Source organism: Geodermatophilus sp. SYSU D00697, assembly GCF_054050175.1.
The window spans coordinates 15,406-42,339 of record NZ_JBJGYV010000031.1 but is presented as its reverse complement, the minus strand read 5'-3'; the positions used below and the strand labels follow the sequence as shown (position 1 = coordinate 42,339).

Below are 26,934 nucleotides of genomic sequence, written 5' to 3'. Positions count from 1 at the left end.
GTCCGCGTCGCAGCGGGTCGGTGACCTCCGTTACGGTCCGGTCATGCTGGCTGCCTTCGTCTCCACGCCCGCCCCGAAGGACCCGCTCTCCGTGCTGGAGATCGGCGAGCGCCCCGACCCGGAGGTGCGCGACGGCTGGACGACGGTGCAGGTGAAGGCCGCGTCGCTCAACCACCACGACCTGTTCAGCCTGCGCGGCATCGGCCTCCCGCAGGAGCGGATGCCGATGATCCTCGGCACGGACGCCGCCGGGCTCGACGAGGACGGCAACGAGGTGATCGTCCACGGCGTGGTCGTCGGCACCCCCGGCTGGACCGGGGACGAGACCCTCGACCCGAAGCGGACGCTCTTCTCCGAGCTGCACCAGGGCACGATGGCCGAGCGGGTCGCCGTCCCCCGGCGCAACCTGGTCCCCAAGCCCGCCGAGCTCTCCTTCGCCGAGGCCGCCTGCCTGCCCACCGCCTGGCTGACCGCCTACCGGATGTTGTTCGTGAAGTCGGGCCTGCGGCCGGGCGCGACGGTGCTGGTGCAGGGGGCCAGCGGCGGCGTCGCCACCGCGCTGGTCGCGCTCGGCCGCGCCGCCGGCTTCCGGATGTGGGTCACCGCCCGCAGCGAGGAGAAGCGGCAGGCGGCGCTCGCCCTCGGCGCGGACCAGGCCTTCGAGACCGGCGCGCGGCTGCCGGAGCGGGTGGACGGCGTGATGGAGAGCGTCGGCGAGGCGACCTGGAGCCACAGCGTCAAGTCGCTGCGGCCCGGCGGCGTCATCGTCACCTGCGGCGCGACCACGGGCTTCAACCCGGGTGCCGAGCTCAACCGCGTCTTCTTCACCCAGCTGTCGGTGATCGGCTCGACGATGGGCACCCGCGAGGAGCTGGAGTCCCTGGTGCGGATGTGCGCGGTGACCGGCGTCCGGCCGGTGATCGACGTCGAACTGCCCCTCAGCCAGGCCCGCGACGGCTTCGCCCGGATGGAGCAGGGGCAGACGGCGGGCAAGATCGTCTTCACCGTGTGAGCGGACAGGGACGTGGGCATCGCGGCGAGGCACGGGCGAGGAGCGGAGCGTCCCGCGCCAGCGCACCAGGGGGCACGGTGAGCTCCCCCGTCGACCGGGTCGTGGCCGCGCTCGCGGCGGCGGACGTCGAGGCGGAGGTCCGCCGCCTCGACGTCCCGGTCCCGACCGCGGCGGCCGCGGCCGAGGCGCTCGGTTGCTCGGTGGGCGCGATCGCCAACAGCCTGGTCTTCGACGCCGACGGTGCGCCGCTGCTCGTGCTCGCCAGCGGCGCGCACCGCGTGGACACCGCGAAGGTCGCGGCCCTGGTGGGCGCCTCGCGGGTGCGCCGGGCGACCCCGGAGTTCGTCACCGCCGCGACCGGCCAGGAGGTGGGTGGGGTCGCCCCCACCGGCCACCCCGCGCCGCTGCGCGCGGTCGTGGACGTCGACCTCGCCGCGCACCCGCTGCTCTGGGCCGGCGGCGGCGACCACCACACCATGGTCGCGCTGACCTACGCCGACCTGCTGCGGCTGACCGGCGGCGAGGAGGCCGCCGTCGCCTGAGCCGCAGCGGAGGGAGGAACCGCGGTGATCGCCCGCATCTGGCGGGGCTGGGTCCGCACCGAGGACCGTGAGGCCTACGCCGCCTACATCGACGAGACCGGCATCGCCCACTACCGGCGGACGCCGGGCAACCAGGGCGCGCACATGCTGCTGCGCGACCTCGACGACGGCCGGACCGAGATCGTCACGCTCAGCTTCTGGACGTCCTACGACGCGATCCGGGAGTTCGCCGGGGACGACGTGAGCGCCGCCGTCTTCTACCCCGAGGACGACCGCTACCTGGTCGACCGAGAGGTCACCGTGCGCCACTACGAGGTCCACGAGGCCGGCTGACCGCCACTCCTCTGTCAAAGTGAGTTGACGGCACGCGCTGCGTCAACCTATGTTGACGACATGGCCGACACAGCACAGATGGCCTCCGCCGCCAGCAGCCGGGACCCCTCCGTCGGGTTGAAGGCGGTCCGCGCGCTCCGGGTCCTCGTGGAGCGACTGGAGGCCCTCCAGGTGGACAACGCCCGCGACCAGGGCTGGACGTGGGAGCAGATCGCCCAGCTGCTCGGCGTCACGCGCCAGGCGGTGCACAAGAAGTACGCAGGCGGCCGCGGGCCGCTCCGGCGGAAGGACTGACCGTGTTCGAACGCTTCACCTCCGACGCCCGCGAGACCGTCGTCCTCGCCCAGCGCGAGGCCCGCGAACTCCGGCACGGCACGATCGGCACCGAGCACCTGCTGCTCGCCCTCCTCGACCAGCCGTGGACGGCGACGGCGCAGGTGCTCGGCCGGCACGGGCTCACCCGGCCCCTCGTGGTGGAGGCGGTCACCGCGCTCGTCGGTGGGGACGACCTGGACGCCGAGGCGCTGCGCGCGGTCGGGATCGACCTGGACGCCGTCCGCGACCGGGTCGAGGCGACCTTCGGCCCCGGGGCGCTCGACAGGCGGGCCGGCGACCGGTCCCCCGGCCGGGGCGGGCACATCCCCTTCTCACCCCGCGCGAAGAAGGTGCTGGAACTGTCGCTGCGCGAGGCGATCGCCCAGCGGTCGAAGAGCATCCGGGAGGGGCACATCGCCCTCGGCATGCTCCGGGAGGGGCAGGGACTGGCCGTCACGGTGCTGCACGACCGCGGGGTCGACCTGGCCGCGCTGCGGCGGGACCTCGAGGCGACCATCCTCGCCGCCTGACCGGCCCTCCGTGTCACCCGCGGGTGGGAGGGTGCCGCCGTGGAGATCCTCTTCGTCGCCAGCACGAGCGTCATCGCGCCCGACCCGGTGGAGAGCCGTCGGCTGTACGTGGACGCGCTCGGGTTGCCCCTCGAGCGACTCGACGGCGAGTACTACGCCAGCGAGCGGATCGACGGCAGCAGGCACTTCGGCGTCTGGCCGCTCGCCGCGGCCGCAGTGGCCTGCTTCGGCGCACCCGACTGGCCGGCCGACCACCCGGTCCCGCAGGCGAGCATCGAGTTCGAGCTCCCGGACGAGGCCGCGGTGGCCCGTGGCGCGGCGGAGCTGGAGGCCGCCGGCCACCGGCTCCTGCACGGGGCGCGAACGGAGCCGTGGGGGCAGACGGTCGCCCGGCTGCAGTCCCCGGAGGGGCTGGTCGTCGGGCTGTCCTTCGCGCCGTGGATGCACTGAGGCCCGGCGCGGTCAGACCCCGGCGCCGGTCCGTGCGGCGATCTTCGCCGCGATCCTGTCGCGGGTGCGCTCGGGCAGGTACCGCACCGCGGGGAGCAGGTCGGGGAGCCGGCGCTTCTGCGTCGTGTAGGCCCGGAAGGCCAGCCCCACGGTGATCCCGTGGTCGGGGCGGTGGACGACGTCGACGGGATCGCCGGCGCCGAGCTCCCCGGTCTCCAGCACGCGCAGGTAGGCCCCGCTCGCGCCGTGCGCGGTGAACCGCTTGACCAGCTGCGGCACGCCCCAGAACCGCTCGAAGTTGACGCAGGGGATCCGGCAGTCGGTCACCTCCAGCAGCGCCGTCCCGACCCGCCAGCGCTCCCCCAGCAGCGCACCGGTGAGGTCCAACCCCGTCGTCCGGAGGTTCTCGCCGAAGCGGCCGGGGGGCAGGTCGCGCCCGAGCTCGGCGGACCACCAGTCGGCGTCCTCCTGGGCGTAGGCGTAGACCGCCTGCCCCTCACCGCCGTGGTAGCGCCGGTTGACCTGGACGTCGCCGTCCAGGCCGAGCCGTCCGACGGCGACCCGGCCGGGCACCGGCCGCTTGTCGATCCCGCTGCGGTTGGGCCGCCGATCGGGCAGCGACAGCAGGTCGGGACCGGAGACGCAGACCGCTTCGACGCGGGGCGTCACTTCTTGCTGGCGGTGGACTCGTTGGTGGACAGCGCGGCGACGAACGCCTCCTGGGGGACCTCGACGCGGCCCACCATCTTCATCCGCTTCTTGCCCTCCTTCTGCTTCTCCAGCAGCTTGCGCTTGCGGGTGATGTCACCGCCGTAGCACTTGGCGAGGACGTCCTTGCGGATCGCGCGGACGGTCTCCCGGGCGATCACCCGAGAGCCGACGGCGGCCTGGATCGGCACCTCGAACTGCTGGCGCGGGATGAGCTCGCGCAGCTTGCCGGCCATCATCACGCCGTAGCTGTAGGCCTTGTCCTTGTGCACGATCGCGCTGAACGCGTCGACGGCCTCGCCCTGCAGCAGGATGTCGACCTTCACCAGCGCGGACTCCTGCTCACCGGCCTCGGCGTAGTCCAGGCTCGCGTACCCGCGGGTGCGCGACTTCAGCGCGTCGAAGAAGTCGAAGATGATCTCGCCGAGCGGCAGCGTGTAGCGCAGCTCGACCCGCGACTCGGACAGGTAGTCCATGCCGCCGAGCTGCCCGCGGCGGCCCTGGCAGAGCTCCATGATGGCGCCGGTGTAGTCGCTGGGCGCGATGACCGTGGCGCTCACGACCGGCTCGAACACCTTGTCGATCTTGCCCTCGGGCCAGTCGCTGGGGTTGGTGACGGTGATCTCCGAGCCGTCCTCCATCACCACCCGGTAGACGACGTTGGGGGCGGTGGAGATGAGGCTGATCCCGGCCTCGCGCTCCAGCCGCTCCCGGACGATCTCCAGGTGCAGCAGGCCGAGGAAGCCGACGCGGAAGCCGAAGCCCAGGGCCGCGGAGGTCTCCGGCTCGTAGGTGAGCGCGGCGTCGTTGAGCAGCAGCTTGTCCAGCGCCTCGCGCAGCAGCGGGTACTCGCTGCCGTCGATCGGGTAGAGGCCGGAGTAGACCATCGGCTTGGGGTCGCGGTAGCCGCCGATCGACTCGGTGGCCGGCTTGTGCTGGAGGGTGACGGTGTCGCCCACGCGGGACTGGCGGACGTCCTTCACCCCGGTGATGAAGTAGCCCACCTCGCCGACGCCGAGGCTCTCGACCGGCTTGGGCTCCGGGGAGATCACGCCGATCTCGAGCAGCTCGTGCGTCGCGCCGGTCGACATCATCTTGATCCGGTCGCGGGCGGCGATCCGGCCGTCGACCACGCGGACGTAGGTGATGACGCCGCGGTAGATGTCGTAGACCGAGTCGAAGATCATGGCGCGGGCGGGGCCGTCGGCGTCGCCGGTCGGCGCGGGGATCTGCGCCACGATCGCGTCGAGCAGCTCGGGCACGCCCTCGCCGGTCTTGCCGCTGACGCGCAGCACCTCGTCGGGGTCGCAGCCGATGATGTGGGCCAGCTCCGCGGCGTACTTCTCCGGCTGGGCGGCCGGCAGGTCGATCTTGTTGAGGACCGGGATGATCGTGAGGTCGTTCTCCATGGCCAGGTAGAGGTTGGCCAGGGTCTGGGCCTCGATGCCCTGTGCGGCGTCGACCAGGAGGACCGCACCCTCGCAGGCGGCCAGCGACCGGGACACCTCGTAGGTGAAGTCGACGTGGCCGGGGGTGTCGATCATGTCGAGCACGAACTCGTCGCCCGCGTGCTCGCCGGTCGTCGGCGTCCACGGCAGGCGCACGTTCTGCGCCTTGATGGTGATGCCGCGCTCGCGCTCGATGTCCATCCGGTCGAGGTACTGCGCACGCATCTGCCGCGCTTCGATGATCCCGGTCACCTCGAGCATCCGGTCGGCCAGCGTCGACTTGCCGTGGTCGATGTGGGCGATGATGCAGAAGTTCCGGATGCGGGCCGGGTCGGTGTAGGCGGGAGTCGTCACAGTGCCCCCATCGTCCCACGGCTCGGTGCGTCGTCCAGCGAACGGCCGGTCCGTGCCGGTCTACCCGCGGGTTGGGGTCGTACGCCCGTCGCTGGTATCTTGGCAGACCGGTCCGCCGACGCCTGCCGTCCGGACGCACTGTCAGAAGTACTCCCTCCCGAGAGACACCCGAGGCTCACGCGTGGCGAACATCAAGTCCCAGATGAAGCGGATCAAGACCAACGAGAAGGCGCGTCAGCGCAACGTTGCCGTCAAGTCCGCCCTGAAGACGGCCGTCCGGCGCGTCCGGACCGCCGCTGCGTCCGGGGACGCCGCGGCCGCGCAGGACGCCCTCAAGACCGCCAGCAAGGCGCTCGACAAGGCCGCCAGCAAGGGCATCATCCACAAGAACCAGGCCGCCAACCGCAAGTCGGGTCTGGCCAAGCAGGTCGCCGGCCTCTGAGCCGGCGCGCCGCGCCCCCGGTGCGGACGTGCACGAGCCCCCTCCCCCGCTCGGGGACGGGGGCTCTTCGCGTCTTCGGGCCCCGTCTCGGGGTCTCCTCTCCGGGCCCCCTCTCCGGCCCCGTCCCGGGGTAGACCGCCCCGGAACCGAGCCGGCGTCCGTCGCCTGCCGTCGCCGGGGTGCGGCGTCAGACGCGACCCCGGCCGGTCTCCCGGCGGATGGTGACGATCCGCCGCACGGCCCGCTCCAGCGCGTAGTCCGCGCTGGCGGCCGCGCCCTTGACGTCGGCGTTCAGCTCCGCCGCGACGCCGACCGCCTGCTGCAGGCCCTCGATGCTCCAGCCGCGCGCCTGCGCCTGGGCCTTCTTCACCTTCCACGGCGGCATCTTCAGCGTGCGGGCCAGCTCGCCGGGGTTGGTGCTGCGCAGTGAGGTGACCCGCGCCGCGGTGCGGACGCCGTCGGCGATGGCGTCGGCGATGAGGACGTGGGCGACCCCGCGCTGCAGCGCCCAGCGCAGCATCTCCAGCGATCCCTGCCGGTCGCCGACGAGCACGCGCTCCGCGACGGTGAAGCCGGTGACCTCGGCCTGCCCGCGGTGGAACCGGGCGACGGCGTCGGCGTCGACGGTGCCGCCGAAGTCGGAGACGAGCTGGCCGGCGGCCGAGGACAGCTGGCGGAGGTCGGCGCCGATCGCCTCGACCAGGGCACTGGCCGCGTCAGGCGTGATCCGCCCGCCGGCGGACCGGACCTCGTTGCGCACGAACGCGATGCGGTCCCCGACCGAGCTGACCTTCGGGCAGTCGTCGACCGCGGCACCGGCAGCGGTGAAGGCCTTGAGCAGCGCCTCGTTGCGCTTGCCGCCGTGGTGCACGACCACGAGGGTCAGGTCGGGGTCGGGTTCCTTGGCGTAGCCGACCAGGGCGTCGACGAGCGCTCCGGCCGCCTCGTGGACCCCGGTCACCACCACGAGGCGGTGCTCGCCGAACAGCGAGGGCGCGAGGACGTCGGCCAGCTGCCCCACCGGCAGACCCGCGGCGGGGAGCTCGTGCGTCTCGGCCTCGGGGTGGCGCTCGAGCACCGCGGCCCGGACAGCGGAGATCGCGCGGGAGCGGAGCAGCTCCTCCTCCCCCACCACGGCACGCAGGCGGGAGGTCGGCGCGGGAGGTGCGGCAGCCACGCCGGCATGGTGTCACGCGCGGGTGACGCTCCCGCTGAGCCGTGGCCGGTGCCGCCCGGGCCACGGGGTGGGCCGTGCCCACCGTGTCCAGCGCGTGGGCCCCGTCGACCGTGCCGCTCACGCCGGCCGCGCCGGTGACGTCGGGGCCGGCGGCCGGGTCGGCTGCCGTGCGGGCGGCGCCGGCGCCGTCGGCGGGGCCGGCCGCGGAACCTGCGGCCTCCCGTCCACGGGCCGCCACCCCCCACGCGTCGGCGTCCCCCGCGACGGCCAGGTCCCCCTCCCGGTCGGTGCGGTGCACCCGCATCCCGTCCTGGGCCAGCCACGACAGCATCCGCGCGGTCGGGTGCCCGTAGGGGTTGTCGGGCCCCGCCGACACCAGGGCCACCCGGGCGCCGGTCGCGGCGAGGAAGCCGCGGTCGGCGTCGGCACTGCCGTGGTGGGGCACCTTGAGCACGTCCGCGCGCAGGTCCACACCGCGGGCGACGATGCGCGCCTGCGCCTCGCCGCCGAGGTCGCCGGTGAGCAGGACGCGCACGCCGTGGCGGGTGACCCGCACGACGAGGGAGAGGTCGTTGGGCTCGGCCGCCGGCGTGGCCAGCTCCGGCGGCGGGGCGAGCACCTCGACGACTGCCTCCCCCACGGTGCGGCGCTCCCCCGGGACGAGCACGGCCTGCTGCGCCCTCGCGTTCCCGACCGCCTCGGCGAGCCGGCCGGCGCGGTCGTCGGCCGGGGACAGCGGCCCGGTGGCGACGACGCCGACCGACCGGCCCGACAGCGCGCCGGAGAGGCCGCCGACGTGGTCGGCGTCCAGGTGGGTGACCAGGACCAACGGCAGGCGGTCGATGCCCAGCCGGTCGAGGCAGCGGTCGACCGGCCCCACGTCCGGACCCGCGTCGACCAGCACCCCCTCCCCCGGTCCGGTGGGCACCACCAGGGCGTCGCCCTGCCCGACGTCGCAGGCGACCACGACCGTGCTGTCCGGCGGCCATCCCCGGGTCAGCTGGCGGACGGGCCAGCCCAGCACCACCACACCGACCAGGGCCGCCAGCGCCAGTGCCCGCCATCGGGGGAATCGCCACAGCAGCCAGGCCGCGCCGAGCAGGAGCAGCGTCAGGAGCACGGCACCCCGAGTGCCGACCGGCCAGCCGAGGGCACCGTCCGGCAGGGCTGCCGCCCGCTCGGCCACGAGCACCAGCCAGCGGACCGGCCACCCGGCCAGCCACACCAGCGCGTCCCCCAGCGGCGCAACCACGACCGTCGCCAGTGCCGCGAGCAGGCCCAGCACGGTGGCCGCGGGGACCGCGGGCGCGGCGACGAGGTTGGCCGGCAGGGAGACCGGACTGACCAGCCCGGACAACGCGGCGACCAGCGGTGCGGTGGCCAGTCCGGCCGCCGCCGCCACGGCCACCGCGTCGGCCACCGACCGCGGCCAGCCGCGGCCGCGGAGCCGCCGCGACCAGTTCCGCGCGAGCAGCACGATGGCCGCCGTCGCCGCGACCGACAACGCGAAGCCGACATCGCGGGCGAGGGCGGGCTCCACGAGCAGGAGAACGACGACGGCGCCGAGGAGTGCGGGCAGGGCCGCCCGCGACCGGCCGCTGGCCAGCGCGAGGAGGGTGACCGCGCCCATCGCCGCGGCGCGGAGCACACTCGCGCTCGGACGGGCCAGCAGCACGAACCCGACCAGCGCCGCGGCGGCCACGAGGGCCTGGACCCGCCGGTCCACCGCCCGGCGGCGCAGCGGGGCGAGGACCCCGGTGAGCACGATGGCCACGTTCGCGCCCGAGACCGCGGTGAGGTGGGCGAGCCCGGCCCGCCGGAAGTCCTCGACGAGCACCGGGTCCATGGCGCGGGTGTCGCCGACGACCAGCCCCGGCAGCAGCCCGCCCGGCCGGGGCCCCAGGACGCGGGCCGCGGCGTCGGCCAGGCCGTCGCGCAGTGACCCGGCGGCCCGCTGGGCCCACGGGGGCTCCCCGAGGACGGCCGGTGGCCCGCGCGCTGACAGGCGGGCCACCAGTCCCTCCACGGGGTCGGCCGGCGACACGGTGGCCCGCAGTCGCACGGGCTGTCCGGGCAGCAGCCCGAGCCAGTCCTCCGCGGGCCCGAACAGGACGACGGCGTCGTCCAGACCGACCGCGGACCTGCCGTCGTCGAGCCGGGTGACGGTGCCCTCGACCACCACACGTGCCGGCCCGACGCCGCGCACCGGACGGGGGTCGCCGGCCAGGACGAGGTCGAGCACCACGGTCCGCCGACCCTCCGCGACCGCCGCGAGCGGCGACGCCTCCCGCGCGGCGGTCCGGACGGCCGCCGTCGTCGCGGTGACCGCCACGGCCGCGAGCACGCCGAGGAGCACGACCGCCCACGCCGAGCTCCGCCGCCGCACGGCCAGCAGCGCGCACCCCGTGGCGACCAGTGCCGCTGCGGCCAGGCCGGCGGGACCCGTCAGCGGAGCGAGCAGCGTGGTGGCCCAGGTGGCTCCGGCGACCGGTGCCAGCCGCAGGTCGACCCACGCCCACCGCCGGGGAGTGCCGCTCACACGGTCACCAGCTCGGCGAGCTCGGCGTAGATGGCCGGGCCGATCCCGGGGACGTCGTCGAGCTGCTCGACGCTGGCGAACCGGCCCTGCCCTTCCCGGTGGTCGACGATCCGCTGGGCCAGGACCGGCCCGATGCCGGGGAGCGCGTCGAGGTCGGCGACGGTCGCCGTGTTGAGGTCCACGGGGCCGGACCCGGAGGCCACTCCCGCAGCCGGGCCGGCCGGAGCGGCTCCCGGCACGCCCACCGCGATCTGCTGCCCGTCGGAGACCACCGCGGCGAGGTTGACCGAGGCGGGGTCGGCCTCCGGCAGCAGGCCGCCGGCGGCCGCGACAGCGTCGGCGACGCGCGCTCCCGTGGGCAGGCTGACCAGGCCGGGCCGGTGGACGAGGCCGACCACGGAGACCACGACGGTCGTCGACGCCTCGGCCGCCACCCCGACCGACGGTGTCGCCGGTGCCGTGGCCGAGGACGGGGACGACACCGCCGGGGAGGACGGCCCGGGCGCCGGCTCCACGTGGGGGCGGTCGAACCAGGTCCCCGCCGCCACGACCAGCGCGGCGAGCAGCCCGGCGAGCCACAGCGCCCACGCCCCACGCCGCGCCGGGGCCAGGCGCACCGCCGGGCCGGGCACGCGGTGCCGGCCGATGCCGTCCGGCAGCTCCGGCGCCGATCCCTCCTCGTCCGCTCCCGCTTCGCGGGCCGGCTCCACCGGCTCCGGATGGTCCGCCGGGTCGAGGTCGTCGTCGGGGACCCAGCCCCGCGCGCGCCCGCCCTCGGCGAGGAGGACACGCAGGCGAGCGCGGATGAGGTCGGCGTCGTCGCCGCGGCGGGGAGGGAGGCGCACCGGCCGGACGCTAGGCAGGTCGGTGCGCGGTCGACGGGGTCCCGGGACGACTGTGGACAGGACCCCCGCCTGTGGACGACGGGACCAGCGGTCCGGCGGCGCGGGTGCAGGCTGCCCGGGTGCCTCCGCTGGGTCCCTCAGTCCGCCGGCTGCTCGCCGTCCTCGACGGTCTGCTGGAGCAGCGGCACCGACGCCGGCGCCACGACCAGGCCCACGGCCCCGGGCCCGACGTGCGCACCGATCGCCGCCCCGAGCTCGCTGACGTAGAGCTCGCGCAGCCCCGGGAGCCGGTCCTCGAGCTCGGCAGCGAGGCGCTCGGCGCGCTCCGGTGCGGCCAGGTGGTGGACGGCGACCGACACGGGCCCGTTGTCGGCGGCCTCCACGCCGCGCTGGACCAGCCGCGACAGCGCCCGGGCGGAGGTCCGGACCTTCTCCAGGGGGACGACCCGCCCCTCGGCGACGTGCAGCACCGGCTTCACCGCCAGGGCGGTCCCGATCATCGAGGCCGCGGCTCCGATCCGACCCCCGCGGCGCAGGTGCTCGAGGGTGTCGACGACGAAGAGCGTCCGGGTCGCGGCGGCCGTCTCCCGCGCCCTGGCCGCGACGATCCCCGCGTCCTCTCCGGCCGCGGCAGCCCGGGCGGCGGCGACGACGGCGAATCCGCTGCCCATGGCCGCCGAACGCGAGTCCACCACCGTGACGATGTGCTCGCCGACCTGCGTGGCGGCCAGGCGCGCCGCGTCGACGGTGCCCGACAGCTCCGCCGACAGGTGGATCGAGACGATCCGGTCGGCGCCCTCGGCCAGCCGCCGACGGTAGGCGCTGACGAAGTCCCCCGGCGTCGGCCGGGAGGTGGAGACGGTCTGCCCGCGGACGCCGAGGGCACGGGCGACGTCCGCCGGACCGATCTCCGACCCCTCCTGGCCGGAGTGGCCGGCCATGACGACGTAGAGGGGGACGACCTCGACCGAGTACTGCTCGACCAACCGCGGGGGCAGGTAGGCCGTGGAGTCGGTGACCACGGCGACGGACACGCGGCGAGGCTAGCCGCCCGCGCGCGCCGACCGGCGGGGGCCGGTCACGGCGGGCTCCCGGCGACGCTCGGTCAGAGGACGGCGTCGGCGTCCTGTGCCGGCGCGGCGGCCCCCTCCTCGGGGCTCGCCCCGGCCACCAGGGGGCCGGCTCCGGCGGGGACCGGGGGGTGCGGCTCGGAGGGCACCCGTGGCGCCGAGGTGTTGTGCCGCAGCAGCCGCCAGCGGTCGCGCTGCACCGCCAGCTCGCTCCAGGCGCAGTTGCCCAGGGGGCCGAACACCCGGCGGTGTTCCGGCCCCAGCGCGAGCAGGACCTCCAGCAGCCGCGCGGCGGTGCCGCCGTGGGTCACCACCACCGCCGCCGGTGCCTCCGGCAGGTCCCGGAGCGCGGCGAGCGCCCGCCGCGGCACGTCCGCCGGGTCCTCGCCGCCGCGGCCCCGCACCGGCCGGCCGGCGAGCCAGTCGGCGTACTGCTCGGGGTGGCGCTCGGCGACCTCCTCGCGCGTGAGCCCCTCCCACGACCCGATGCCGAACTCGCGCAGCCGGGGGTCCAGCCGGAGCGGCACCCCGAGGACGCCGGCGAGCGACGCGGCGGTCTCGGCGGCCCGGCTCAGGTCACTGGCGATGACGACGGTCCCCTCGGGGAGCGCCGCGGTCGCGGCCAGGTGCGCGGCCGCCTCGGCGGCCTGCCGCCGGCCCTCCGCGTCCAGCGGGGGGTCCTGCTGGCCCTGGAAGCGCCCGGTGACGTTCCACTCCGTGCGCCCGTGCCGCCAGACGACCAGCCGGGGCACGGGCAGCCGCGGGGCGGCGTCGGTCACCGGCCGGTCGCCTCCGAGGACACCCCTGGGTCGGCGTCGTCCTCGGCGGGCTCGGGTGGGAGGGGCGTGGGATCGGCGCTCATCGGGTCGACGTCGTCGGCCGACAGCGTCTGCCGGCTCGCGGGGAGCGTGGTGTCGGCGTCGGTGGCGCCCTGGTCGGCGATCGGCGCGGCCCGGTCGGCGAACGGGATGGTCGGGCAGTCCTTCCACAGCCGCTCGAGGGCGTAGTAGGCACGCTCCTCGGCGTGCTGGACGTGCACGACGACGTCGATGAAGTCCAGCAGCACCCACCGGGCCTCGGCGACGCCCTCCCGGCGCACCGGCTTGACGCCGTGCTGCCGCAGCCGCTCCTCGACCTCGTCGACGATCGCCTGCACCTGGCGCTCGTTGGGCGCCGATGCCAGCACGAAGGCGTCGGTGATCGCCAGCCGGTCGCTGACGTCCACGATCGAGACGTCGGTGGCCAGCTTGTCGGCGGCGGCCTGCGCCGCCAGCAGTGCGGTCTCCCGCGCCTCGGGCGAGGCGGTCATCGGGGTACCTCCTGGAGATGGGGGGACGGTGGTTCGGGAGGCGTTCCGCCGGGGCCGGTGGGAGCCGGCGGCCGGTCGTAGCTGGGGCGGTCGGCCGGCGGGGCGTCCGGGCGGCCACCGCGGGGGACGTCCTCACGCACCGCGGGTCGGGGGGCGACCCGGGAGTGGTAGAGCTGCCGCTTCTCGATGTACTGCACCACGCCGTCGGGGACGAGGTACCAGACCGGCATGCCGCGGCCCACCCGCTCGCGGCAGTCGCTGGAGCTGATCGCCAGTGCCGGCACCTCGACCAGGCTCACCGCGCCCTCGGGCAGGTGCGCCGCACCCAGGTCGAAGCCGGGCCGGGTCACGCCGATGAAGTGCGCCAGCTGGAAGCACCGGTCGCTGTCCCGCCAGCTCAGGATCTGGGAGAGCGCATCGGCCCCGGTGATGAAGAACAGCTCGTCGTCCGGGCGCTGCCGCTGCAGGTCGCTGAGGGTGTCGATCGTGTACGTCGGCCCGCCGCGGTCGATGTCGACGCGGCTCACCGAGAACCGGGGGTTGGAGGCGGTGGCGATGACCGTCATGAGGTAGCGGTCCTCGGCCGGGGCCACGTCGCGGTCGCTCTTCTGCCAGGGCTGACCGGTCGGCACGAAGACGACCTCGTCCAGCCCGAAGAGGACGGCGACCTCGCTCGCCGCCACGAGGTGTCCATGGTGGATGGGATCGAACGTCCCACCCATCACCCCGACCCGCCGACCAGCCACCGATCGAGCCTATCCGGGCCGGCGCGGGGCGGCGGAGGAGGACCGGCGCCGGACGGGAGCACGGGGCGTGCGGCCGGCACCGGACGCGACCCCGGGCAGGCCCGGTCCCCGCCGGCTCACAGCGTGGTGACGAAGTCGGCCAGCTGGGCGGCGGTGCGGCACTCGACCATGTCGATGACCTCGCCGTACCGATCGGCGGCCGAGTCGCCGCTGCCCCACAGCCGGCGTGGCTCGGGGTTGAGCCAGTGCGCGGAGCGGGACCGGCGGACGAGGTCGGCCAGCACCGGCAGTCCCGGCGGTCGGTAGTTGGTGCGACCGTCGCCCAGCACGAGCAGCGAGGTCTTCGGGCCGACGGCGCCGGGCCACCGGTCGGCGAACACCTCGAACGCGGTGCCGTAGTCGCTGTGCCCGTCGAAGCCCACGACGTCGGCCTCGCGACCGATGCGCGCGACCGCGTCGGCGACGTCCGCGCCGGGGCGGAAGAAGCGGGTGACCTCGTCGGTCGAGTCCACGAACGCGAAAGCCCGCACCCCGGTGAAGTGCTCGCGCAGCGCCTGGGTGAGCATCAGCGTGAAGTGGCTGAACCCGGCCACCGAGCCGCTGACGTCGCAGAGCACCACCAGCTCGGGCTTGTGCACCCTGCGCGGCCGGTGGTGGGTCACGACCGGCACGCCCCCGGTCCCCAGCGACGCGCGCACCGTCTTGCGGAAGTCCAGCCGGCCCTCCCGCCCGTGCCGCCGCCGGGCCGACAGCCGGACCGCGAGGCGGCGGGCCAGCGGGGCCACGGTCCGGCGCAGCTCGGCGAGGTCGGCGGACTGGGCCCGCAGGAACTCCACCTGGTCGGCCAGCGGGCGCACCGCGCTCTTCGCGACCTTGTCCCGGCCGCGTTCGGCCGCCGTCCGCCGCCGGACCTCGGCCTCCACCGCCGCCCGGAACGCCGCCAGCCGCTCGCGGACGGTCTGCCGGGCCACCTGCTCGGCCAGCCCACCGCGGTCGCCGTCCCCGAGCAGGCCGGCCAGCAGCTGCGCGACCAGCGTGTCCGGCGACAGGGCGCGCATCACCCGGTAGCCGAAGAACGACTGCCCGGACGGCGAGGGCGTGGCCCGTCCCAGCCGGTCGACGGCCTCGCGGGCGAACCGGCGCAGCGCCTCCTCGTCGCCGTCGAGCAGCAGCTGGGCCAGCCGGTCGCGCAGCAGTCCGGCGAGGTCCACGCCGTCGGGCAGGTCCAGGGTCGACTCCGGGGCCTCCCCCGCCTCGCCGTCCCCCTCGGCGTCGTCGGCGACCACCGGCCGGTCACCGAGCGGCCACCACAGGTCGAACAGGACGTCGTAGGCCGGCCGCTGCGCCGCCCGCTGCAGCAGCACCGCGGCCAGCCCGTGCCGCAGCTGCTCGCGGTCGAGCAGGTCGACCACGGTGAGGATCTCGGCGGCGTCCACGGCCTGGCTGATCCCGACCGGGATGCCGGCCTCCCGGACCGCCCGGACGAAGCCGTCCAGGTGCCCGGCGAGCCCGCCGGGCTCGGCCGGGGACGACGCCACCGGGGCCGCCATCAGTTCAGCCGCAGCTCGGCCGCGGCCCGCTCCTGGTCGCTGGCGTGCTTGAGCACGACCCCGAGCGTCGACCGCACCGCCGCCTCGTCGAGGGTGTCCAGGCCCAGCTCGAGCAGGGTCTGCGCCCAGTCGAGGGTCTCCGAGATCGACGGGGACTTCTTCAGCTCCAGGGCCCGCAGCGCGCGGATGGTGCGCACCAGCTGCTCGGCCAGCCCCGGCGCGAGGTCGGGCACGCGGGAGAGCACGATCTCGCGCTCCCGCTCGGCCGACGGGTAGTCCAGGGCGAGGTAGAGGCAGCGTCGCTTGAGCGCCTCGGACAGCTCACGCGTGGCGTTGGAGGTCAGCACCACCATCGGCCGGCGCACCGCGGTCACCGTGCCGAGCTCGGGGATGGTGACCTGGAAGTCGCTGAGCACCTCCAGCAGCAGGCCCTCCACCTCGACGTCGGCCTTGTCGGTCTCGTCGACGAGCAGCACCGTCGGCCCGGTGCGGCGGATCGCGGTGAGCAGCGGCCGGGAGAGCAGGAACTCCTCGCCGAAGATGTCGTCGTGGACGGTGCCCCAGTCCGCGCCGTCGGAGCCCTGCGCCGCCTGGATCCGCAGCAGCTGCTTCTTGTAGTTCCACTCGTACAGGGCCCGCGCCTCGTCCAGGCCCTCGTAGCACTGCAGCCGGATCAGCTCCGAGCCCGTCGCCGTGGCCAGCGCCTTGGCCAGCTCGGTCTTGCCCGTGCCGGCCGGCCCCTCGACCAGGAGCGGCTTGCCCAGCCGGTCGGCCAGGAAGACCGTCGTCGCGATCTGCGCGTCGGGCAGGTAGCCGGCCGTGGCCAGCCGCTTCCCGACGTCGGCGACCGAGGAGAACTGCGGGGACTGCGACGGCGGGCGCGCCATGCGGCTCCTGTCAGGCGGATGTCAGGCCCGTGCCAGGCCGGTGCCGGGCAGGGCGGCGGTCAGCGGCGGGTGTGGCCGTTCCCCGTCACGACGTAGGTGGTCGAGGTCAGCTCGGGCAGGCCCAGCGGGCCGCGGGCGTGCAGCTTCTGCGTCGAGATGCCGATCTCCGCGCCGAAGCCGAACTCCCCGCCGTCGGTGAACCGCGTGGAGGCGTTGACCAGCACCGCGGCAGCGTCCACCCCGGCGGTGAACTCGGCGACCGCGCGGGCGGAGTCGGCCACGATGGCCTCGCTGTGCCCGCTCCCCCACCGCTCGATGTGGTCCAGCGCGGCGGGCAGGTCGTCGACGACGCGGACGGCCATGTCCATCGAGAGGTACTCGGTGGCCCAGTCCTCGTCGGTCGCCGGGCGGACGGCGTCATGGGCGGCCTGCGCGGCGGCGTCCCCGTGCAGGGTCACCCCGGCGTCGGCCAGCGCGGACAGCAGCCGCGGCAGGAACGGGACGTCGCGGTGGACCAGCAGGGTCTCCGCGGAGTTGCAGACGCTCACCCGGTGGGTCTTGGCGTTGAGCACGATCGCCTCGGCCATCGCCGGGTCGGCCGACGCGTCGACGTACACGTGGCAGTTGCCCTCGCCGGTCTCGATCACCGGCACCCGCGCCTCGCGCACCACCCGCTGGATCAGCGACGCCCCACCGCGCGGGATGACCACGTCCACCAGGCCGCGGGCGTTCAGCAGCTCGCCCACCGACGCCCGGTCCGCGGGCAGCAGCTCGACCGACCCCTCGGGCAGGCCGGCCTTCGACCCCGCCTCGGTGAGGACGGCGACCAGCGCGGTGTTGGTGCGGAACGCCGAGGCCGAGCCGCGCAGCAGCGCCGCGTTGCCGCTCTTGAGGCACAGGCCCGCGGCGTCCACGGTCACGTTGGGGCGGGCCTCGTAGACGATGCCGACCACGCCGAGGGGCACCCGCACCTGGCGCAGCTGCAGCCCGTTGGGCAGCGTCGAGCCGCGGACGACGTCGCCGACCGGGTCGGGCAGCGCCACCAGGTGGCGCAGCGCGTCGGCGACCCCGGCGATGCGGCCGGCGTCGAGCCGGAGCCGGTCGAGGATCGCCGCCGGCGTGCCATCGGCCGCGGCCGCCTCGACGTCCGCGGCGTTGGCGGTCAGCACCTCGTCGGCGCGCTCGACCAGCGCGTCGGCCATGGCCAGCAGCGCGGCGTCCTTGGTGTCGGTGGGCAGGGTGCGCAGCACCCGGGCGGCGGCGCGGGCACGCAGCGCCGCGGCCCCGATCAACGGCAGGCCGGAGACGTCGGACACGCCCGCGAGGGTACGCGGGCAGCACCACCACCCGGCCGCTCGCACCCACCCCGACATATGCGAGAATGATTCTCATGAACGTGACGACGACGCGCACGGTCGTGACCGCGGCGGCTGCGGCCGCCACCCTGCTGCTGGCCGGGTGCGGCGACGACGCGGCCGGGGGCGCGGCGGAGGGCCAGGACGCCCTCACCGTGGTGGCGGGCTTCTACCCGCTGCAGTGGGCCACCGAGCGGGTCGGCGGCGACCGCGTCGACGTCTCCTCGCTGACCCAGCCGGGCGCCGAGCCGCACGACCTCGAGCTCACGCCGCAGGACGTCGCGGCGGTCGCCGAGGCCGACCTCGTCGTCCACCTCTCGGGCTTCCAGCCGGCGCTGGACGAGGCCGCCGACTCCGAGGCCGCCGACCACTCCTGGGACGCCGGCCAGGCCGCGGACCTGTCGCGCACCGCCGAGGAGCACTCCCACGAGGGCGAGGCCGAGGAGCACGCGGAGGAGGACGAGCACGCCGAGGAGGGCGGGGAGGCCGTCGACCCGCACTTCTGGCTCGACCCCACGCGGCTGGCCGCCGTGGGCGACGCCCTGGCCGACCGCCTCGCCGAGGTCGACCCCGACGGCGCGGCCACGTACGAGCAGAACGCCACGGCCCTGCGCGCCGACCTCGAGGCGCTCGACGGCGAGATGACCGCCGGGCTGGCGAACTGCCAGGTGGACACCCTGGTCACCAGCCACGACGCGTTCGGGTACCTCGCCGACCGCTACGGTCTGGAGGTGGTCGGCATCAGCGGGCTGAGCCCGTCCCAGGAGCCCAGCCCGGCCCAGCTCGCGGAGATCTCCACGCTGGTGCGCGAGCGCGGCGTCACCACCGTCTACACCGAGACCCTGGTCGACCCGGCGGTGGCCGACACCGTCGCCGACGAGGCCGGGGTGCGGACGGCCGTCCTCGACCCGCTCGAGGGGCTGAGCGACGAGTCGGCCGGGGCGGACTACCTCTCGGTGATGCGCGCCAACCTCTCGACGCTGCAGGAGGGCCAGTCCTGCTCATGACCGACTCCCCGGCCATCCGGCTGCGCGGCGCCAGCATCGGCTACGGCGACGTGGCCATCGTCCAGGGCGTCGACCTGACCGTCGGGCCCGGCGAGGCGGTCGCCGTCCTGGGGTCCAACGGGTCGGGCAAGACGACGCTGGCCCGCGGCGTGCTCGGCCTGGCCGGCGTCCTGGGCGGCGAGGTGGAGGTGCTCGGCGCCCCGGTCGGCCGGCTGCGCGAGCGCGGCCGGGTGGGTTACGTGCCCCAGCGGCACACCATCAGCGGAGCCGTCCCGGCCACGGTGCGCGAGGTGGTGTCGGTGGGGCGACTGGCGCGACTGGGGACCTTCCGGCGGCTGGGCCCCGCCGACCGTGCCGCGGTGGCCGAGGCCGTCGCCGCCGTCGGGCTCGCCGACCGGCTCCGGGACCCGGTGGCCTCCCTCTCCGGCGGGCAGCAGCGCCGCGTGCTCGTCGCCCGCGCGCTGGCCGCAGAGCCGGAGCTGTTGATCATGGACGAGCCGACCGCCGGCGTGGACGCCGCCAGCCAGGAGGCCCTGGCCGGCGTCCTGGCCGGGGTGTCCGCCGCCGGGACGACACTGGTCGTCGTGACCCACGAGACCGGGCCCCTGAGCGGCGTCCTGACCCGGGCGGTCGTGGTGGACCACGGCCGGATCCGCTACGACGGCCCGCTGACCGGGGCCGGGCCGCAGACCGGCGGCCACCACCACGCCGACGAGCCGGCCGGCCCCCCGGCCACGGGTTACCGCATCGACCAGCCCCGGGTGACGACGGACGGGGGCCGCTGACGTGGAGATCCTCGAGTTCGGCTTCATGCAGCGCGCCCTGCTGGCCTCGCTGATGGTGGGGCTGGTCGCGCCCGCGGTCGGCGTCTTCCTGGTACAGCGCCGCCTCTCCCTGCTCGGCGACGGGCTGGGGCACGTGGCGCTGACCGGCGTGGCGATCGGGGTGCTCACCTCGACCGCCCCGGTCGGGACGGCGCTGGTCGCGGCGGTGCTGGGCGCGGTGCTCATCGAGCTGGTCCGGGCCCGCGGGCGCACCAGCGGGGACGTCGCCCTCGCCGTCCTGTTCTACGGGGGCATCGCCGGCGGCGTGGTGCTGCTGTCGCTGGCACCCCGGGGTCAGGCGACCAACCTGGAGTCCTACCTGTTCGGCGCGATCACGACGACGAGCACCGCGGACGTGGTGGTCTTCGCCGTCATCACGGTCGTGGTCCTGGCCGCCGTCTGGGGGCTCGGGCAGCGGCTCTACGCGGTGAGCGACGACGAGGAGTACGCGCGGGCGGTCGGCCTGCCGGTGCTGACGCTCAACATCGTCCTGGCCGCGCTGGTCGCCTCCACCGTGGTGCTCTCCATGCGGGTGGTGGGCCTGCTGCTCATCAGCGCGCTGATGATCGTGCCCAGCGCCGTGGCCCAACTGCTCGCCCGCAGCTTCCGGCAGACCCTCCACCTGGCCTGCGCGATCGGCCTCGTGGTGAGCGTCTCGGGCACCGCCACCTCGTACTACACGGGCACGCCGTCCGGCGGCACGATCGTGCTGCTGGCGATCGCCGTGTTCCTCGTCGTCACCGCGGTCGTGGCGCTGCGCGAGGCGACCGCCCGCCGGCGCCACCGCGGCCGCGCCGAGGTGCACGCCGCCCACCCCCACGAGCACGGCGAGGGCTGCGGGCACGCGCCGGTGCCGCACGGCGACCACGTCGACTACGACCACGACGGGCACCTGCACGCGCCGCACCGGACCGGCACCGGGGTGCACTACGACGAGCACGGGGTGCACGCGGCGCCCCCGGCCGACCCGGTGCGGCGGGCATGAGCGCGCAGACCCCGGCCGAGGTCCCCGGCCGCCGGCAGACCCGGCAGCGCAGCGCGGTCCTCGCCCTGCTGGAGGACCTCGACGGGTTCCGCACCGCCCAGGACCTGCACGCCCTGCTGCGCGAGCGCGGCGACCCGGTGGGGCTGGCGACGGTCTACCGGGCGCTGCAGGCCCTGGTGGACGACGGACTGGTCGACGTGCTGCGCAGCAGCGACGGGGAGGCCGCCTACCGGCGCTGCTCCCCGGTGCACCACCACCACCTGGTCTGCCGCTCCTGCGGGCGGACGGTGGAGGTCGCCGACCCGCCGGTCGAGCGGTGGGCGGCACGCGTCGCCGCGGAGCACGGGTTCGCCGACGTGCAGCACCAGCTGGAGGTCTTCGGGACCTGCTCGAGCTGCGCGGGCGCCGGTCAGCGATAGGGGTCGGTGATCTCCCGCAGCCGGGTGAGCGCCTCCCGCAGCCGCCTCGTCGTCTCCTCGCCGAGGTGCGCGCTCCACTCCGCCTCGACCTCGGCCTCCACCCGCCGGGCCAGCGCCACGGCCCGTTCGCCCCGTTCGGCCATCTGCACCAGCCGGGCGCGGGCGTCGGTCGGGTCGGGGACCCGCCGGACGTACCCCGCCCGTTCCAGCTGGTCGACGAGGTGCCCCGCGGTCTGCTTGGTCACCAGCGCCTGCTCGGCCAGGTCGGTGAGGCGGGTGCCGCCCACCCCGATCCGCGCGGCGATCCGGCCCTGCGCCGCGGTGAGGTCGTCGAAGCCGGCCGCGGCGAGGGCCGCGAGGATCCGCGCTTCCATCGCCCGGTGCGGGTAGAAGCACAGCAGGCCCAGGTTCTGCCGGTCCTCGGTCACGAGCCCCCTTGACGATGGTCAGATCCTCTGACGGAATGGTCAGAGGATCGTACTGACTCGGGAGCGGTCATGGACCTCGACGACGTGTGGCGCAGCATCGACTCCGAACGGTCGAGCCTGGCCGACCTCCTGGAGGAGCTCTCGCCCGCCGAGTGGGAGACGCCGTCCCTGTGCGACGCCTGGCGCGTCCGCGACGTCGCCGCCCACCTCACGCTGGCCCACATGGGCCCCGTGGCGGCCACGGTCGCCGTCGTCCGCGCGCGCGGCAGCTTCGACCGGATGATCCGCGACACCGCCCTGCGCGCGTCGCACCGGCCCGTCGAGGAGTACCCGCGCCGGTTGCGCGCGATGGTCGGCTCCCGGCGGCGGGCGCCGCTGGTCACCCCGCTGGAGCCGCTCGTCGACGTCCTCGTGCACGGCCAGGACGTCGCCGTCCCGCTCGGGCGCGACCGGCCCGTCCCGGCTGCCGCCGGCGCCGCGGCCGCCACGCGGGTGTGGGAGATGGCGTTCCCGTTCCGGGCACAGCGGCGGCTGCGCGGGCTGCGCCTGGCCGCGACCGACGTCGGGTGGTCCGCCGGCTCGGGTCCGGTCGTGGCGGGCCCGATCGCGGCGCTGCTGCTGCTCCTCACCGGGCGGGAGGAGGCGGCCCTCGCCCGGCTCGACGGGGAGGGAGCGCAGCGCCTGGCGGCCGGCCGTGCGGCGGGCACGTCCCGCTGACCGGCCGGGCTGACAGCGAGCCACGCCGGTCGGGCGATGTGTGCGGGCGCGCGTGACGACGTCCCGGTCCCGCCGCCTCGGCAGCCCGCTGCCGAGGGCGGGCGGGAGACTGGACGGGCTCAGCGGGACCGGCGCGTGGACCCCGTGGGGCCCGCGCCTCGAGCAGGAGGAGGCGATCGCCATGCCCTGGGGTGTCGTCATGGACGTCCCGGCACCGGTGGAGGTGTACGACGCCGTCCACGCCGAGGTGATGCGCCGCAGCGGTGGCGCGGTCGACGGGCTGCTGGTGCACCTCGGCCGCGCCACGCCGACCGGCTTCCAGGTCGTCGAGGTGTGGGAGTCGCGGGAGCAGCACGCGCGCCACGACCGCGAGGTCGTCCAGCCGGTCGTCGTCGAGCTCGCGTCCGGCGGGCCCGCTCCCTCGAGCGAGCCCACGGTCACCGAGTTCGAGGTGCGCGGCCTCGTGGTGCCGGGGCCGGCCGTGGCCGTCTGAACGGCGCTCCGGCCCAGGGTGGCCTCAGCCGCCGTGGCGGGCCAGCCGGTGGCGCAGGCCGGCGCGGACGGCGGGCCACTCGGCGTCGGTGATGGAGAAGACGACGGTGTCGCGCAGCGAGCCGTCCGGCTGCCGCCGGTGGTTGCGCAGCACGCCGTCCTGCTTGGCGCCGAGCCGGGCGATCGCCGTCCGGGACTGCAGGTTGTGCCAGTGCGTCCGGAACTCGACGGCCAGGCAGCCGAGCACCTCGAAGGCGTGGGTCAGGAGCAGCAGCTTGCTCTCGGCGTTGACCCCGGTGCGCTGCGCCGAGGCGGCGGTCCAGGTCGAGCCGATCTCCAGCCGGGGGACGTCGGCCTCGACGTTCATGTAGGTCGTCATGCCCACGGCGGCCCCGCCGGTCCGCCGGACGGTGAACGGCAGCATCGTCCCGGCGGCCTGCTCGGCCAGGCGGCGCCCGATCTCGGCGTGCATCCCCTCCGGCGAGGGCACGGAGGTGTACCAGAGCTCCCACAACCGGCCGTCGCGGACGGCGTCGACGAGCTCGTCGTGGTGCTCGGGACGCAGCGGCTCGAGGGTGACCAGGTCGCCGGTCAGGGTCACCGGCTCCAGGCCGGCCACGTCAGCGGTCCCGCAGCGCGCGCAGGGCGTTCTTGCGGGCCTCGCCGGTCAGCCGGTCGAGGAAGACCTTGCCGTCGAGGTGGTCGACCTCGTGCTGCAGCGCCCGCGCCATGAGCCCGGTGCCCTCCAGGCGCAGCGGCTCGCCGTGCACGTCGAACCCCTCGACGACGGCGTGCATCGCCCGGACCGTCGGCGCCCAGATGCCGGGGATGGACAGGCAGCCCTCGTCGCCGTCCTGGACCTCCTCGGACAGCTCCGCGATGCGGGGGTTCACCACGTGCCCGATGACGCCGTCGACGTTGTAGGAGAAGACCCGCAGGCCCACCCCGATCTGCGGCGCGGCCACGCCGGCCCGCCCGGGGTTGTCCACGGTGTCCTCCAGGTCGCGGACCAGCGCGGCCAGCTCCTTGTCGAAGGAGCGCACCTCGTCGGCGGGCGTGCGCAGGACCGGGTCTCCGAGCTCGCGGATGGGGCGGATCGTCACGCGCGGCAGTCTCTCAGCCCAGGGAGGGACGCCGGACGAGCACCAGCTCGTCGCGGTGCACGATCTCCCGCTGGTACTCCGGGTCCAGCTCGCTGGTCTTGCGGCCCAGCAGCGGCGGCAGCTCCCGCGCGTCGTAGGCGACCAGGCCCCGCGCGACGACGACGCCGTCCGGGCCCACCAGCTCGACGGGGTCGTCGGCGAGGAAGTCCCCCACCACCCCGGTGATGCCGGCGGCCAGCAGCGAGGCGTGCCGCTCCCGGACCGCGCGGACCGCGCCCTCGTCCAGCAGCAGCCGGCCCCGGGGCCGGGTGGCGAACCGCAGCCAGAACTGGCGGGCCCGCGGCCGCGGGCCCATGACCGCGAAGAAGGTGCCGACGGACTCGCCCGCCAGCGCGGCGGCCGCCCGCGCGGTGGAGGTCACGACGACCGGGACGCCGGCGTGCGCGGCGATGAGCGCGGCCTCCACCTTGGTCGCCATGCCGCCGGTGCCCACGCCGTTGCGGCGCGCGCTGCCCAGGGCCACGACGTCGAGGTCCGCGGGGTCGCGCACGGTGTCCAGCAGCCGGGCCGGGCCCTTGCGCGGGTCGCCGTCGTAGACCCCGTCGACGTCGGAGAGCAGCAGCAGCGCGTCGGCCCGGGCGACGTGCGCCACCAGCGCGGCCAGCCGGTCGTTGTCGCCGAACCGGATCTCCTCGGTGGCCACCGTGTCGTTCTCGTTGACGATCGGCAGCACCCCGAGGGTGAGCAGCCGCTCCACGGTCCGCTGGGCGTTGCGGTAGTGGCTGCGGCGGGTGAGGTCGTCGGCGGTGAGCAGCACCTGGCCGACGGTGACCTGGTGCTTGGCGAAGGCGTCGGCGTAGGTCTGCGCCAGCCGCACCTGCCCCACGCTGGCCGCGGCCTGGGCGGTGGCGAGGTCCCGGGGACGGCCGGTCACGCCCAGCGGCGCCAGCCCCGCGGCGATCGCGCCGGAGGAGACCAGCACGACCTCCGTGCCCTGGGCGCGCAGCGCGCCGAGGACGTCGACCAGCGCGGTCAGCCGCGCCTCGTCCAGGCCGCCGGGGAGCGTGGTCAGCGAGGAGGAGCCGACCTTGACCACGACCCGCCGGGCGCCGGCGATCTCGGGGCGGAGGGTCATGCGTCGTCGTCCTCGTCGGGCAGGTCGTCGTCGGTCCAGGTCTCGGTGAGCTCGTAGGGCACCCGGCGGGCCCGCTTGGCCGCCAGCCGCTCCTCGGCGCGCACCCGGTGCGGCGCGTCGATCCGCGCGTCGGTGCCCCGCCCGCCGAGGCCCGCGGTCTCCTCCGCGGTCAGCGTGCCGGCCGGGAGGGTCGGCACGAAGTCGAAGGTGACGTCGCCGATGGTGACCGCGTCGCCCTCCCGCGCCCCCGCCTCGGCGAGGGCGTCCTCGACGCCGAGCCGGTTGAGCCGGTCGGCGAGGTAGCCGACGGCCTCGTCGTTGGTGAAGTCGGTCTGGCGCACCCAGCGCTCGGGCTTGACGCCGCGCACGACGAACGCGCCCTCGTCCTCCGGGTCGGCCTCGACGGTGAAGCCGGTGTCGTCCACCGCGCGGGGGGTGAGGGTGATCCGCACCGGCTCGGGGGCGGGCAGCGCGGCGCGGTACTCCTCCACGGCCGTCGCCAGCGCGAAGCCGAGCTCCTTGAGCCCCTCCCCCGTCGCCGCGCTCACCGGGAAGACCAGCAGGCCGCGGGCCTCCAGCGGCTCGCGGACCAGGTCGACCAGGTCGCGGGCGTCCGGGACGTCGACCTTGTTGAGGACGGCGATCCGCAGCCGGCCCACGAGGTCCTCGCGGTACTGGGCGAGCTCGTGGGTGAGCGCGTCGATGTCGCTCTCCGGGTCCCGACCGGGCTCCATCGTGGCCATGTCGATGACGTGCACCAGGACGGCGCAGCGCTCGATGTGCCGGAGGAACTCCAGCCCGAGGCCGCGGCCCTCCGAGGCACCGGGGATCAGGCCGGGGACGTCGGCCATCGTGAAGGCGACGTCGCCGGCCCGGACCACGCCGAGGTTGGGGACCAGCGTGGTGAACGGGTACTCGGCGATCTTCGGGCGGGCCGCGGACATGGCGGCGATCAGGGAGGACTTCCCCGCCGAGGGGAACCCGACCAGGCCGACGTCGGCGATGCTCTTGAGCTCGATGACCGCGTCGAAGGCCTCGCCCGGCTCACCGAGCAGCGCGAAGCCGGGCGCCTTGCGGCGGGTGTTGGCCAGCGCGGCGTTGCCGAGGCCGCCCTTGCCGCCGGAGGCCAGGACGACGCGGGTCCCGGCGCCGACCAGGTCGGCGATCACCCGGCCGTCGGGCGTGCTGACCACCGTGCCGGCGGGCACGCGCAGCACGCGGTCCTCACCGCGGGCGCCGTGGCGGTTGCTGCCCTCCCCCGGGCGGCCGTTGCCGGCCTTCTGGTGTGGCCGGTGGTGGAAGTCCAGCAACGTGTGGACGTTGGGGTCGACCTCGAGGACGACGTTGCCGCCGTCCCCGCCGTTGCCGCCGTCGGGACCACCGAGCGGCTTGAACTTCTCCCGGTGGATCGACGCGACACCGTGGCCGCCGTTGCCGGCTGCCACGTGCACGACCACGCGGTCGACGAAAGCGGCCATGTCAGTTCTCTGTCGTCAAGCGCCACGAGCGCACGGGCCGACGGCCCGTGCGCTCGTGAGCGGAGTGGAAGAGGTTCAGGCCTCGACCGCGGAGATGGAGACGGTCTTGCGACCCCGCCGCGTGCCGAAGGTGACCGCGCCCGGCTGCAGGGCGAACAGCGTGTCGTCGCCGCCGCGGCCGACGCCGAGACCCGGGTGGAAGTGGGTACCGCGCTGGCGCACGATGATCTCGCCGGCCTTCACGACCTGGCCCCCGAAGCGCTTGACGCCGAGGCGCTGCGCGTTCGAGTCGCGGCCGTTGCGGGAGGACGAGGCGCCCTTCTTGTGAGCCATGTCGACGTCAGCCCTTCGTGATGTCGCGGATGACCACGTCGGTCAGCGGCTGGCGGTGGCCCTGACGCTTGTGGTAGCCGGTCTTGTTCTTGAACTTGTGGATGCGGATCTTCGGGCCCTTGCCGTGGCCGACGATCTCGCCGGTCACGGTCACGCCCGCCAGCGCCTGTGCGTCGCTGGTGACGGTGTCACCGTCGACCAGGAGCAGGGCCGGGAGGGTGACGGTGTCGCCCGCCTCACCCACGAGACGGTTGACCGTGAACCGGTCGCCCACGGCCACCTTGTGCTGCCGGCCACCGGCCTTCACGACTGCGTACACCACTGACTCCTCGATCGCTTCTTCGTGTCCTGCGTGCACCCCGGCGTCGGACGCCGGTGCTGGACGGGCTGCTCGCCTCCCA

Annotated in this window: 31 protein-coding genes and 1 pseudogene; 13 read left to right on the top strand and 19 right to left on the bottom strand. The window is 75.4% G+C overall.

Annotated features, from left to right (window positions below):
* Window positions 1–43: 43 nt before the first annotated feature.
* The 6 genes from ACI79C_RS20895 to ACI79C_RS20870 all read left to right on the top strand — a co-directional run bounded on the left by ACI79C_RS20895 (window position 44) and on the right by ACI79C_RS20870 (window position 3,182).
* Complete coding sequence (locus tag ACI79C_RS20895; RefSeq protein WP_456947610.1) at window positions 44–1,012, top strand: zinc-binding dehydrogenase; 969 nt, start codon at window positions 44–46, stop codon at window positions 1,010–1,012.
* Window positions 1,013–1,089: 77 nt separating this feature from the next.
* The gene (locus ACI79C_RS20890) at window positions 1,090–1,554 is read left to right on the top strand and encodes a YbaK/EbsC family protein (RefSeq protein ID WP_456947609.1); all 465 of its coding nucleotides are present in this window, start codon (window positions 1,090–1,092) and stop codon (window positions 1,552–1,554) included.
* Between the two features lie 24 nt (window positions 1,555–1,578).
* Complete coding sequence (locus ACI79C_RS20885) at window positions 1,579–1,887, top strand: antibiotic biosynthesis monooxygenase family protein (protein WP_456947608.1); 309 nt, start codon at window positions 1,579–1,581, stop codon at window positions 1,885–1,887.
* 60 nt (window positions 1,888–1,947) lie between these two features.
* Entirely contained in the window at window positions 1,948–2,181 is a 234-nt protein-coding gene (locus ACI79C_RS20880) for a helix-turn-helix domain-containing protein (RefSeq protein ID WP_456947607.1), read from the top strand.
* 2 nt (window positions 2,182–2,183) lie between these two features.
* Window positions 2,184–2,732: a Clp protease N-terminal domain-containing protein gene (locus tag ACI79C_RS20875; protein ID WP_456947606.1), complete on the top strand. Its 549-nt coding sequence runs from the start codon at window positions 2,184–2,186 to the stop codon at window positions 2,730–2,732.
* Between the two features lie 39 nt (window positions 2,733–2,771).
* On the top strand, window positions 2,772–3,182 hold the full coding sequence (locus ACI79C_RS20870) for a VOC family protein (protein ID WP_456947605.1): 411 nt from the start codon (window positions 2,772–2,774) through the stop codon (window positions 3,180–3,182).
* A 12-nt stretch (window positions 3,183–3,194) separates the two neighbouring features.
* Here ACI79C_RS20870 and ACI79C_RS20865 read toward each other — a convergent pair whose 3' ends face one another.
* Together ACI79C_RS20865 and lepA are read right to left on the bottom strand one after the other, a co-directional pair.
* Window positions 3,195–3,851: an MOSC domain-containing protein gene (locus ACI79C_RS20865; RefSeq protein ID WP_456947604.1), complete on the bottom strand. Its 657-nt coding sequence runs from the start codon at window positions 3,849–3,851 to the stop codon at window positions 3,195–3,197.
* On the bottom strand, window positions 3,848–5,692 hold the full coding sequence (gene lepA, locus ACI79C_RS20860; protein ID WP_456947603.1) for a translation elongation factor 4: 1,845 nt from the start codon (window positions 5,690–5,692) through the stop codon (window positions 3,848–3,850). The genes ACI79C_RS20865 and lepA overlap by 4 nt, the downstream gene beginning before the upstream one ends.
* Before the next feature lie 181 nt (window positions 5,693–5,873).
* On the opposite strand from lepA, the gene rpsT reads away from it, so the two are divergent.
* Window positions 5,874–6,134: a 30S ribosomal protein S20 gene (gene rpsT / locus ACI79C_RS20855; RefSeq protein WP_456919071.1), complete on the top strand. Its 261-nt coding sequence runs from the start codon at window positions 5,874–5,876 to the stop codon at window positions 6,132–6,134.
* A 187-nt stretch (window positions 6,135–6,321) separates the two neighbouring features.
* On the opposite strand, the gene holA is transcribed toward rpsT, so the two are convergent.
* The 10 genes and pseudogenes from holA to ACI79C_RS20805 form a co-directional block, all read right to left on the bottom strand.
* Entirely contained in the window at window positions 6,322–7,212 is an 891-nt protein-coding gene (gene holA, locus ACI79C_RS20850; protein ID WP_456947602.1) for a DNA polymerase III subunit delta, read from the bottom strand.
* 523 nt (window positions 7,213–7,735) lie between these two features.
* Window positions 7,736–9,325: pseudogene (locus ACI79C_RS20845) on the bottom strand (ComEC/Rec2 family competence protein); the annotation flags it as partial.
* 521 nt (window positions 9,326–9,846) lie between these two features.
* Window positions 9,847–10,695, bottom strand: coding sequence for a ComEA family DNA-binding protein (locus ACI79C_RS20840; RefSeq protein WP_456947601.1), 849 nt, complete (start codon window positions 10,693–10,695; stop codon window positions 9,847–9,849).
* A 137-nt stretch (window positions 10,696–10,832) separates the two neighbouring features.
* Window positions 10,833–11,729, bottom strand: a complete 897-nt coding sequence (locus tag ACI79C_RS20835) for a DegV family protein (protein ID WP_456947600.1) — start codon at window positions 11,727–11,729, stop codon at window positions 10,833–10,835.
* Window positions 11,730–11,800: 71 nt separating this feature from the next.
* A complete protein-coding gene (locus tag ACI79C_RS20830; RefSeq protein WP_456947599.1) occupies window positions 11,801–12,544 on the bottom strand; it encodes a histidine phosphatase family protein in 744 nt (247 codons plus the stop codon).
* Complete coding sequence (rsfS, locus tag ACI79C_RS20825; RefSeq protein ID WP_456947598.1) at window positions 12,541–13,074, bottom strand: ribosome silencing factor; 534 nt, start codon at window positions 13,072–13,074, stop codon at window positions 12,541–12,543. Before rsfS ends, ACI79C_RS20830 begins: the two co-directional genes overlap by 4 nt.
* Entirely contained in the window at window positions 13,071–13,757 is a 687-nt protein-coding gene (nadD, locus tag ACI79C_RS20820; protein WP_456947597.1) for a nicotinate-nucleotide adenylyltransferase, read from the bottom strand. The genes rsfS and nadD overlap by 4 nt, the downstream gene beginning before the upstream one ends.
* Window positions 13,758–13,936: 179 nt before the next feature.
* Window positions 13,937–15,370 carry a vWA domain-containing protein gene (locus tag ACI79C_RS20815; RefSeq protein ID WP_456947596.1) on the bottom strand — a complete coding sequence of 478 codons (1,434 nt, stop codon included), beginning with the start codon at window positions 15,368–15,370 and terminating at the stop codon, window positions 13,937–13,939.
* Window positions 15,370–16,257, bottom strand: a complete 888-nt coding sequence (locus tag ACI79C_RS20810; RefSeq protein WP_456947595.1) for an AAA family ATPase — start codon at window positions 16,255–16,257, stop codon at window positions 15,370–15,372. The genes ACI79C_RS20815 and ACI79C_RS20810 overlap by 1 nt, the downstream gene beginning before the upstream one ends.
* Window positions 16,258–16,316: 59 nt before the next feature.
* Complete coding sequence (locus ACI79C_RS20805) at window positions 16,317–17,573, bottom strand: glutamate-5-semialdehyde dehydrogenase (RefSeq protein ID WP_456947594.1); 1,257 nt, start codon at window positions 17,571–17,573, stop codon at window positions 16,317–16,319.
* 74 nt (window positions 17,574–17,647) lie between these two features.
* On the opposite strand from ACI79C_RS20805, the gene ACI79C_RS20800 reads away from it, so the two are divergent.
* Genes ACI79C_RS20800 through ACI79C_RS20785 form a run of 4 tightly spaced genes read left to right on the top strand, consistent with a single transcriptional unit; the run spans window position 17,648 to window position 20,847 of the window.
* Complete coding sequence (locus ACI79C_RS20800) at window positions 17,648–18,619, top strand: metal ABC transporter substrate-binding protein (RefSeq protein ID WP_456947593.1); 972 nt, start codon at window positions 17,648–17,650, stop codon at window positions 18,617–18,619.
* A complete protein-coding gene (locus ACI79C_RS20795) occupies window positions 18,616–19,404 on the top strand; it encodes a metal ABC transporter ATP-binding protein (protein WP_456947592.1) in 789 nt (262 codons plus the stop codon). The genes ACI79C_RS20800 and ACI79C_RS20795 overlap by 4 nt, the downstream gene beginning before the upstream one ends.
* 1 nt (window position 19,405) lies before the next feature.
* Window positions 19,406–20,428: an iron chelate uptake ABC transporter family permease subunit gene (locus ACI79C_RS20790; protein ID WP_456947591.1), complete on the top strand. Its 1,023-nt coding sequence runs from the start codon at window positions 19,406–19,408 to the stop codon at window positions 20,426–20,428.
* A complete protein-coding gene (locus tag ACI79C_RS20785) occupies window positions 20,425–20,847 on the top strand; it encodes a Fur family transcriptional regulator (RefSeq protein WP_456947590.1) in 423 nt (140 codons plus the stop codon). The genes ACI79C_RS20790 and ACI79C_RS20785 overlap by 4 nt, the downstream gene beginning before the upstream one ends.
* On the opposite strand, the gene ACI79C_RS20780 is transcribed toward ACI79C_RS20785, so the two are convergent.
* Entirely contained in the window at window positions 20,838–21,275 is a 438-nt protein-coding gene (locus tag ACI79C_RS20780) for a MarR family winged helix-turn-helix transcriptional regulator (protein WP_456947589.1), read from the bottom strand. The two genes, ACI79C_RS20785 and ACI79C_RS20780, sit on opposite strands and share 10 nt — an antisense overlap.
* 69 nt (window positions 21,276–21,344) lie before the next feature.
* On the opposite strand from ACI79C_RS20780, the gene ACI79C_RS20775 reads away from it, so the two are divergent.
* Both ACI79C_RS20775 and ACI79C_RS20770 read left to right on the top strand, forming a co-directional pair.
* Window positions 21,345–21,992, top strand: a complete 648-nt coding sequence (locus ACI79C_RS20775; RefSeq protein ID WP_456947588.1) for a maleylpyruvate isomerase family mycothiol-dependent enzyme — start codon at window positions 21,345–21,347, stop codon at window positions 21,990–21,992.
* A 52-nt stretch (window positions 21,993–22,044) separates the two neighbouring features.
* Window positions 22,045–22,485 (top strand): hypothetical protein, encoded by a 441-nt coding sequence (locus ACI79C_RS20770; protein ID WP_456947587.1) that lies wholly within the window; start codon window positions 22,045–22,047, stop codon window positions 22,483–22,485.
* 24 nt (window positions 22,486–22,509) lie between these two features.
* Here ACI79C_RS20770 and ACI79C_RS20765 read toward each other — a convergent pair whose 3' ends face one another.
* From ACI79C_RS20765 to rplU, 6 genes are all read right to left on the bottom strand, one after another.
* Window positions 22,510–23,103, bottom strand: a complete 594-nt coding sequence (locus ACI79C_RS20765) for a GNAT family N-acetyltransferase (protein WP_456947586.1) — start codon at window positions 23,101–23,103, stop codon at window positions 22,510–22,512.
* Between the two features lies 1 nt (window position 23,104).
* Window positions 23,105–23,587, bottom strand: a complete 483-nt coding sequence (gene def, locus ACI79C_RS20760; protein ID WP_456947585.1) for a peptide deformylase — start codon at window positions 23,585–23,587, stop codon at window positions 23,105–23,107.
* 13 nt (window positions 23,588–23,600) lie between these two features.
* Window positions 23,601–24,722, bottom strand: coding sequence for a glutamate 5-kinase (gene proB / locus ACI79C_RS20755; RefSeq protein ID WP_456947584.1), 1,122 nt, complete (start codon window positions 24,720–24,722; stop codon window positions 23,601–23,603).
* The gene (gene obgE, locus ACI79C_RS20750) at window positions 24,719–26,200 is read right to left on the bottom strand and encodes a GTPase ObgE (protein ID WP_456947583.1); all 1,482 of its coding nucleotides are present in this window, start codon (window positions 26,198–26,200) and stop codon (window positions 24,719–24,721) included. Before obgE ends, proB begins: the two co-directional genes overlap by 4 nt.
* Window positions 26,201–26,275: 75 nt before the next feature.
* Window positions 26,276–26,533, bottom strand: a complete 258-nt coding sequence (gene rpmA, locus ACI79C_RS20745; protein WP_012947748.1) for a 50S ribosomal protein L27 — start codon at window positions 26,531–26,533, stop codon at window positions 26,276–26,278.
* Between the two features lie 7 nt (window positions 26,534–26,540).
* Complete coding sequence (gene rplU / locus ACI79C_RS20740) at window positions 26,541–26,852, bottom strand: 50S ribosomal protein L21 (RefSeq protein WP_456947582.1); 312 nt, start codon at window positions 26,850–26,852, stop codon at window positions 26,541–26,543.
* Window positions 26,853–26,934 lie beyond the last annotated feature (82 nt).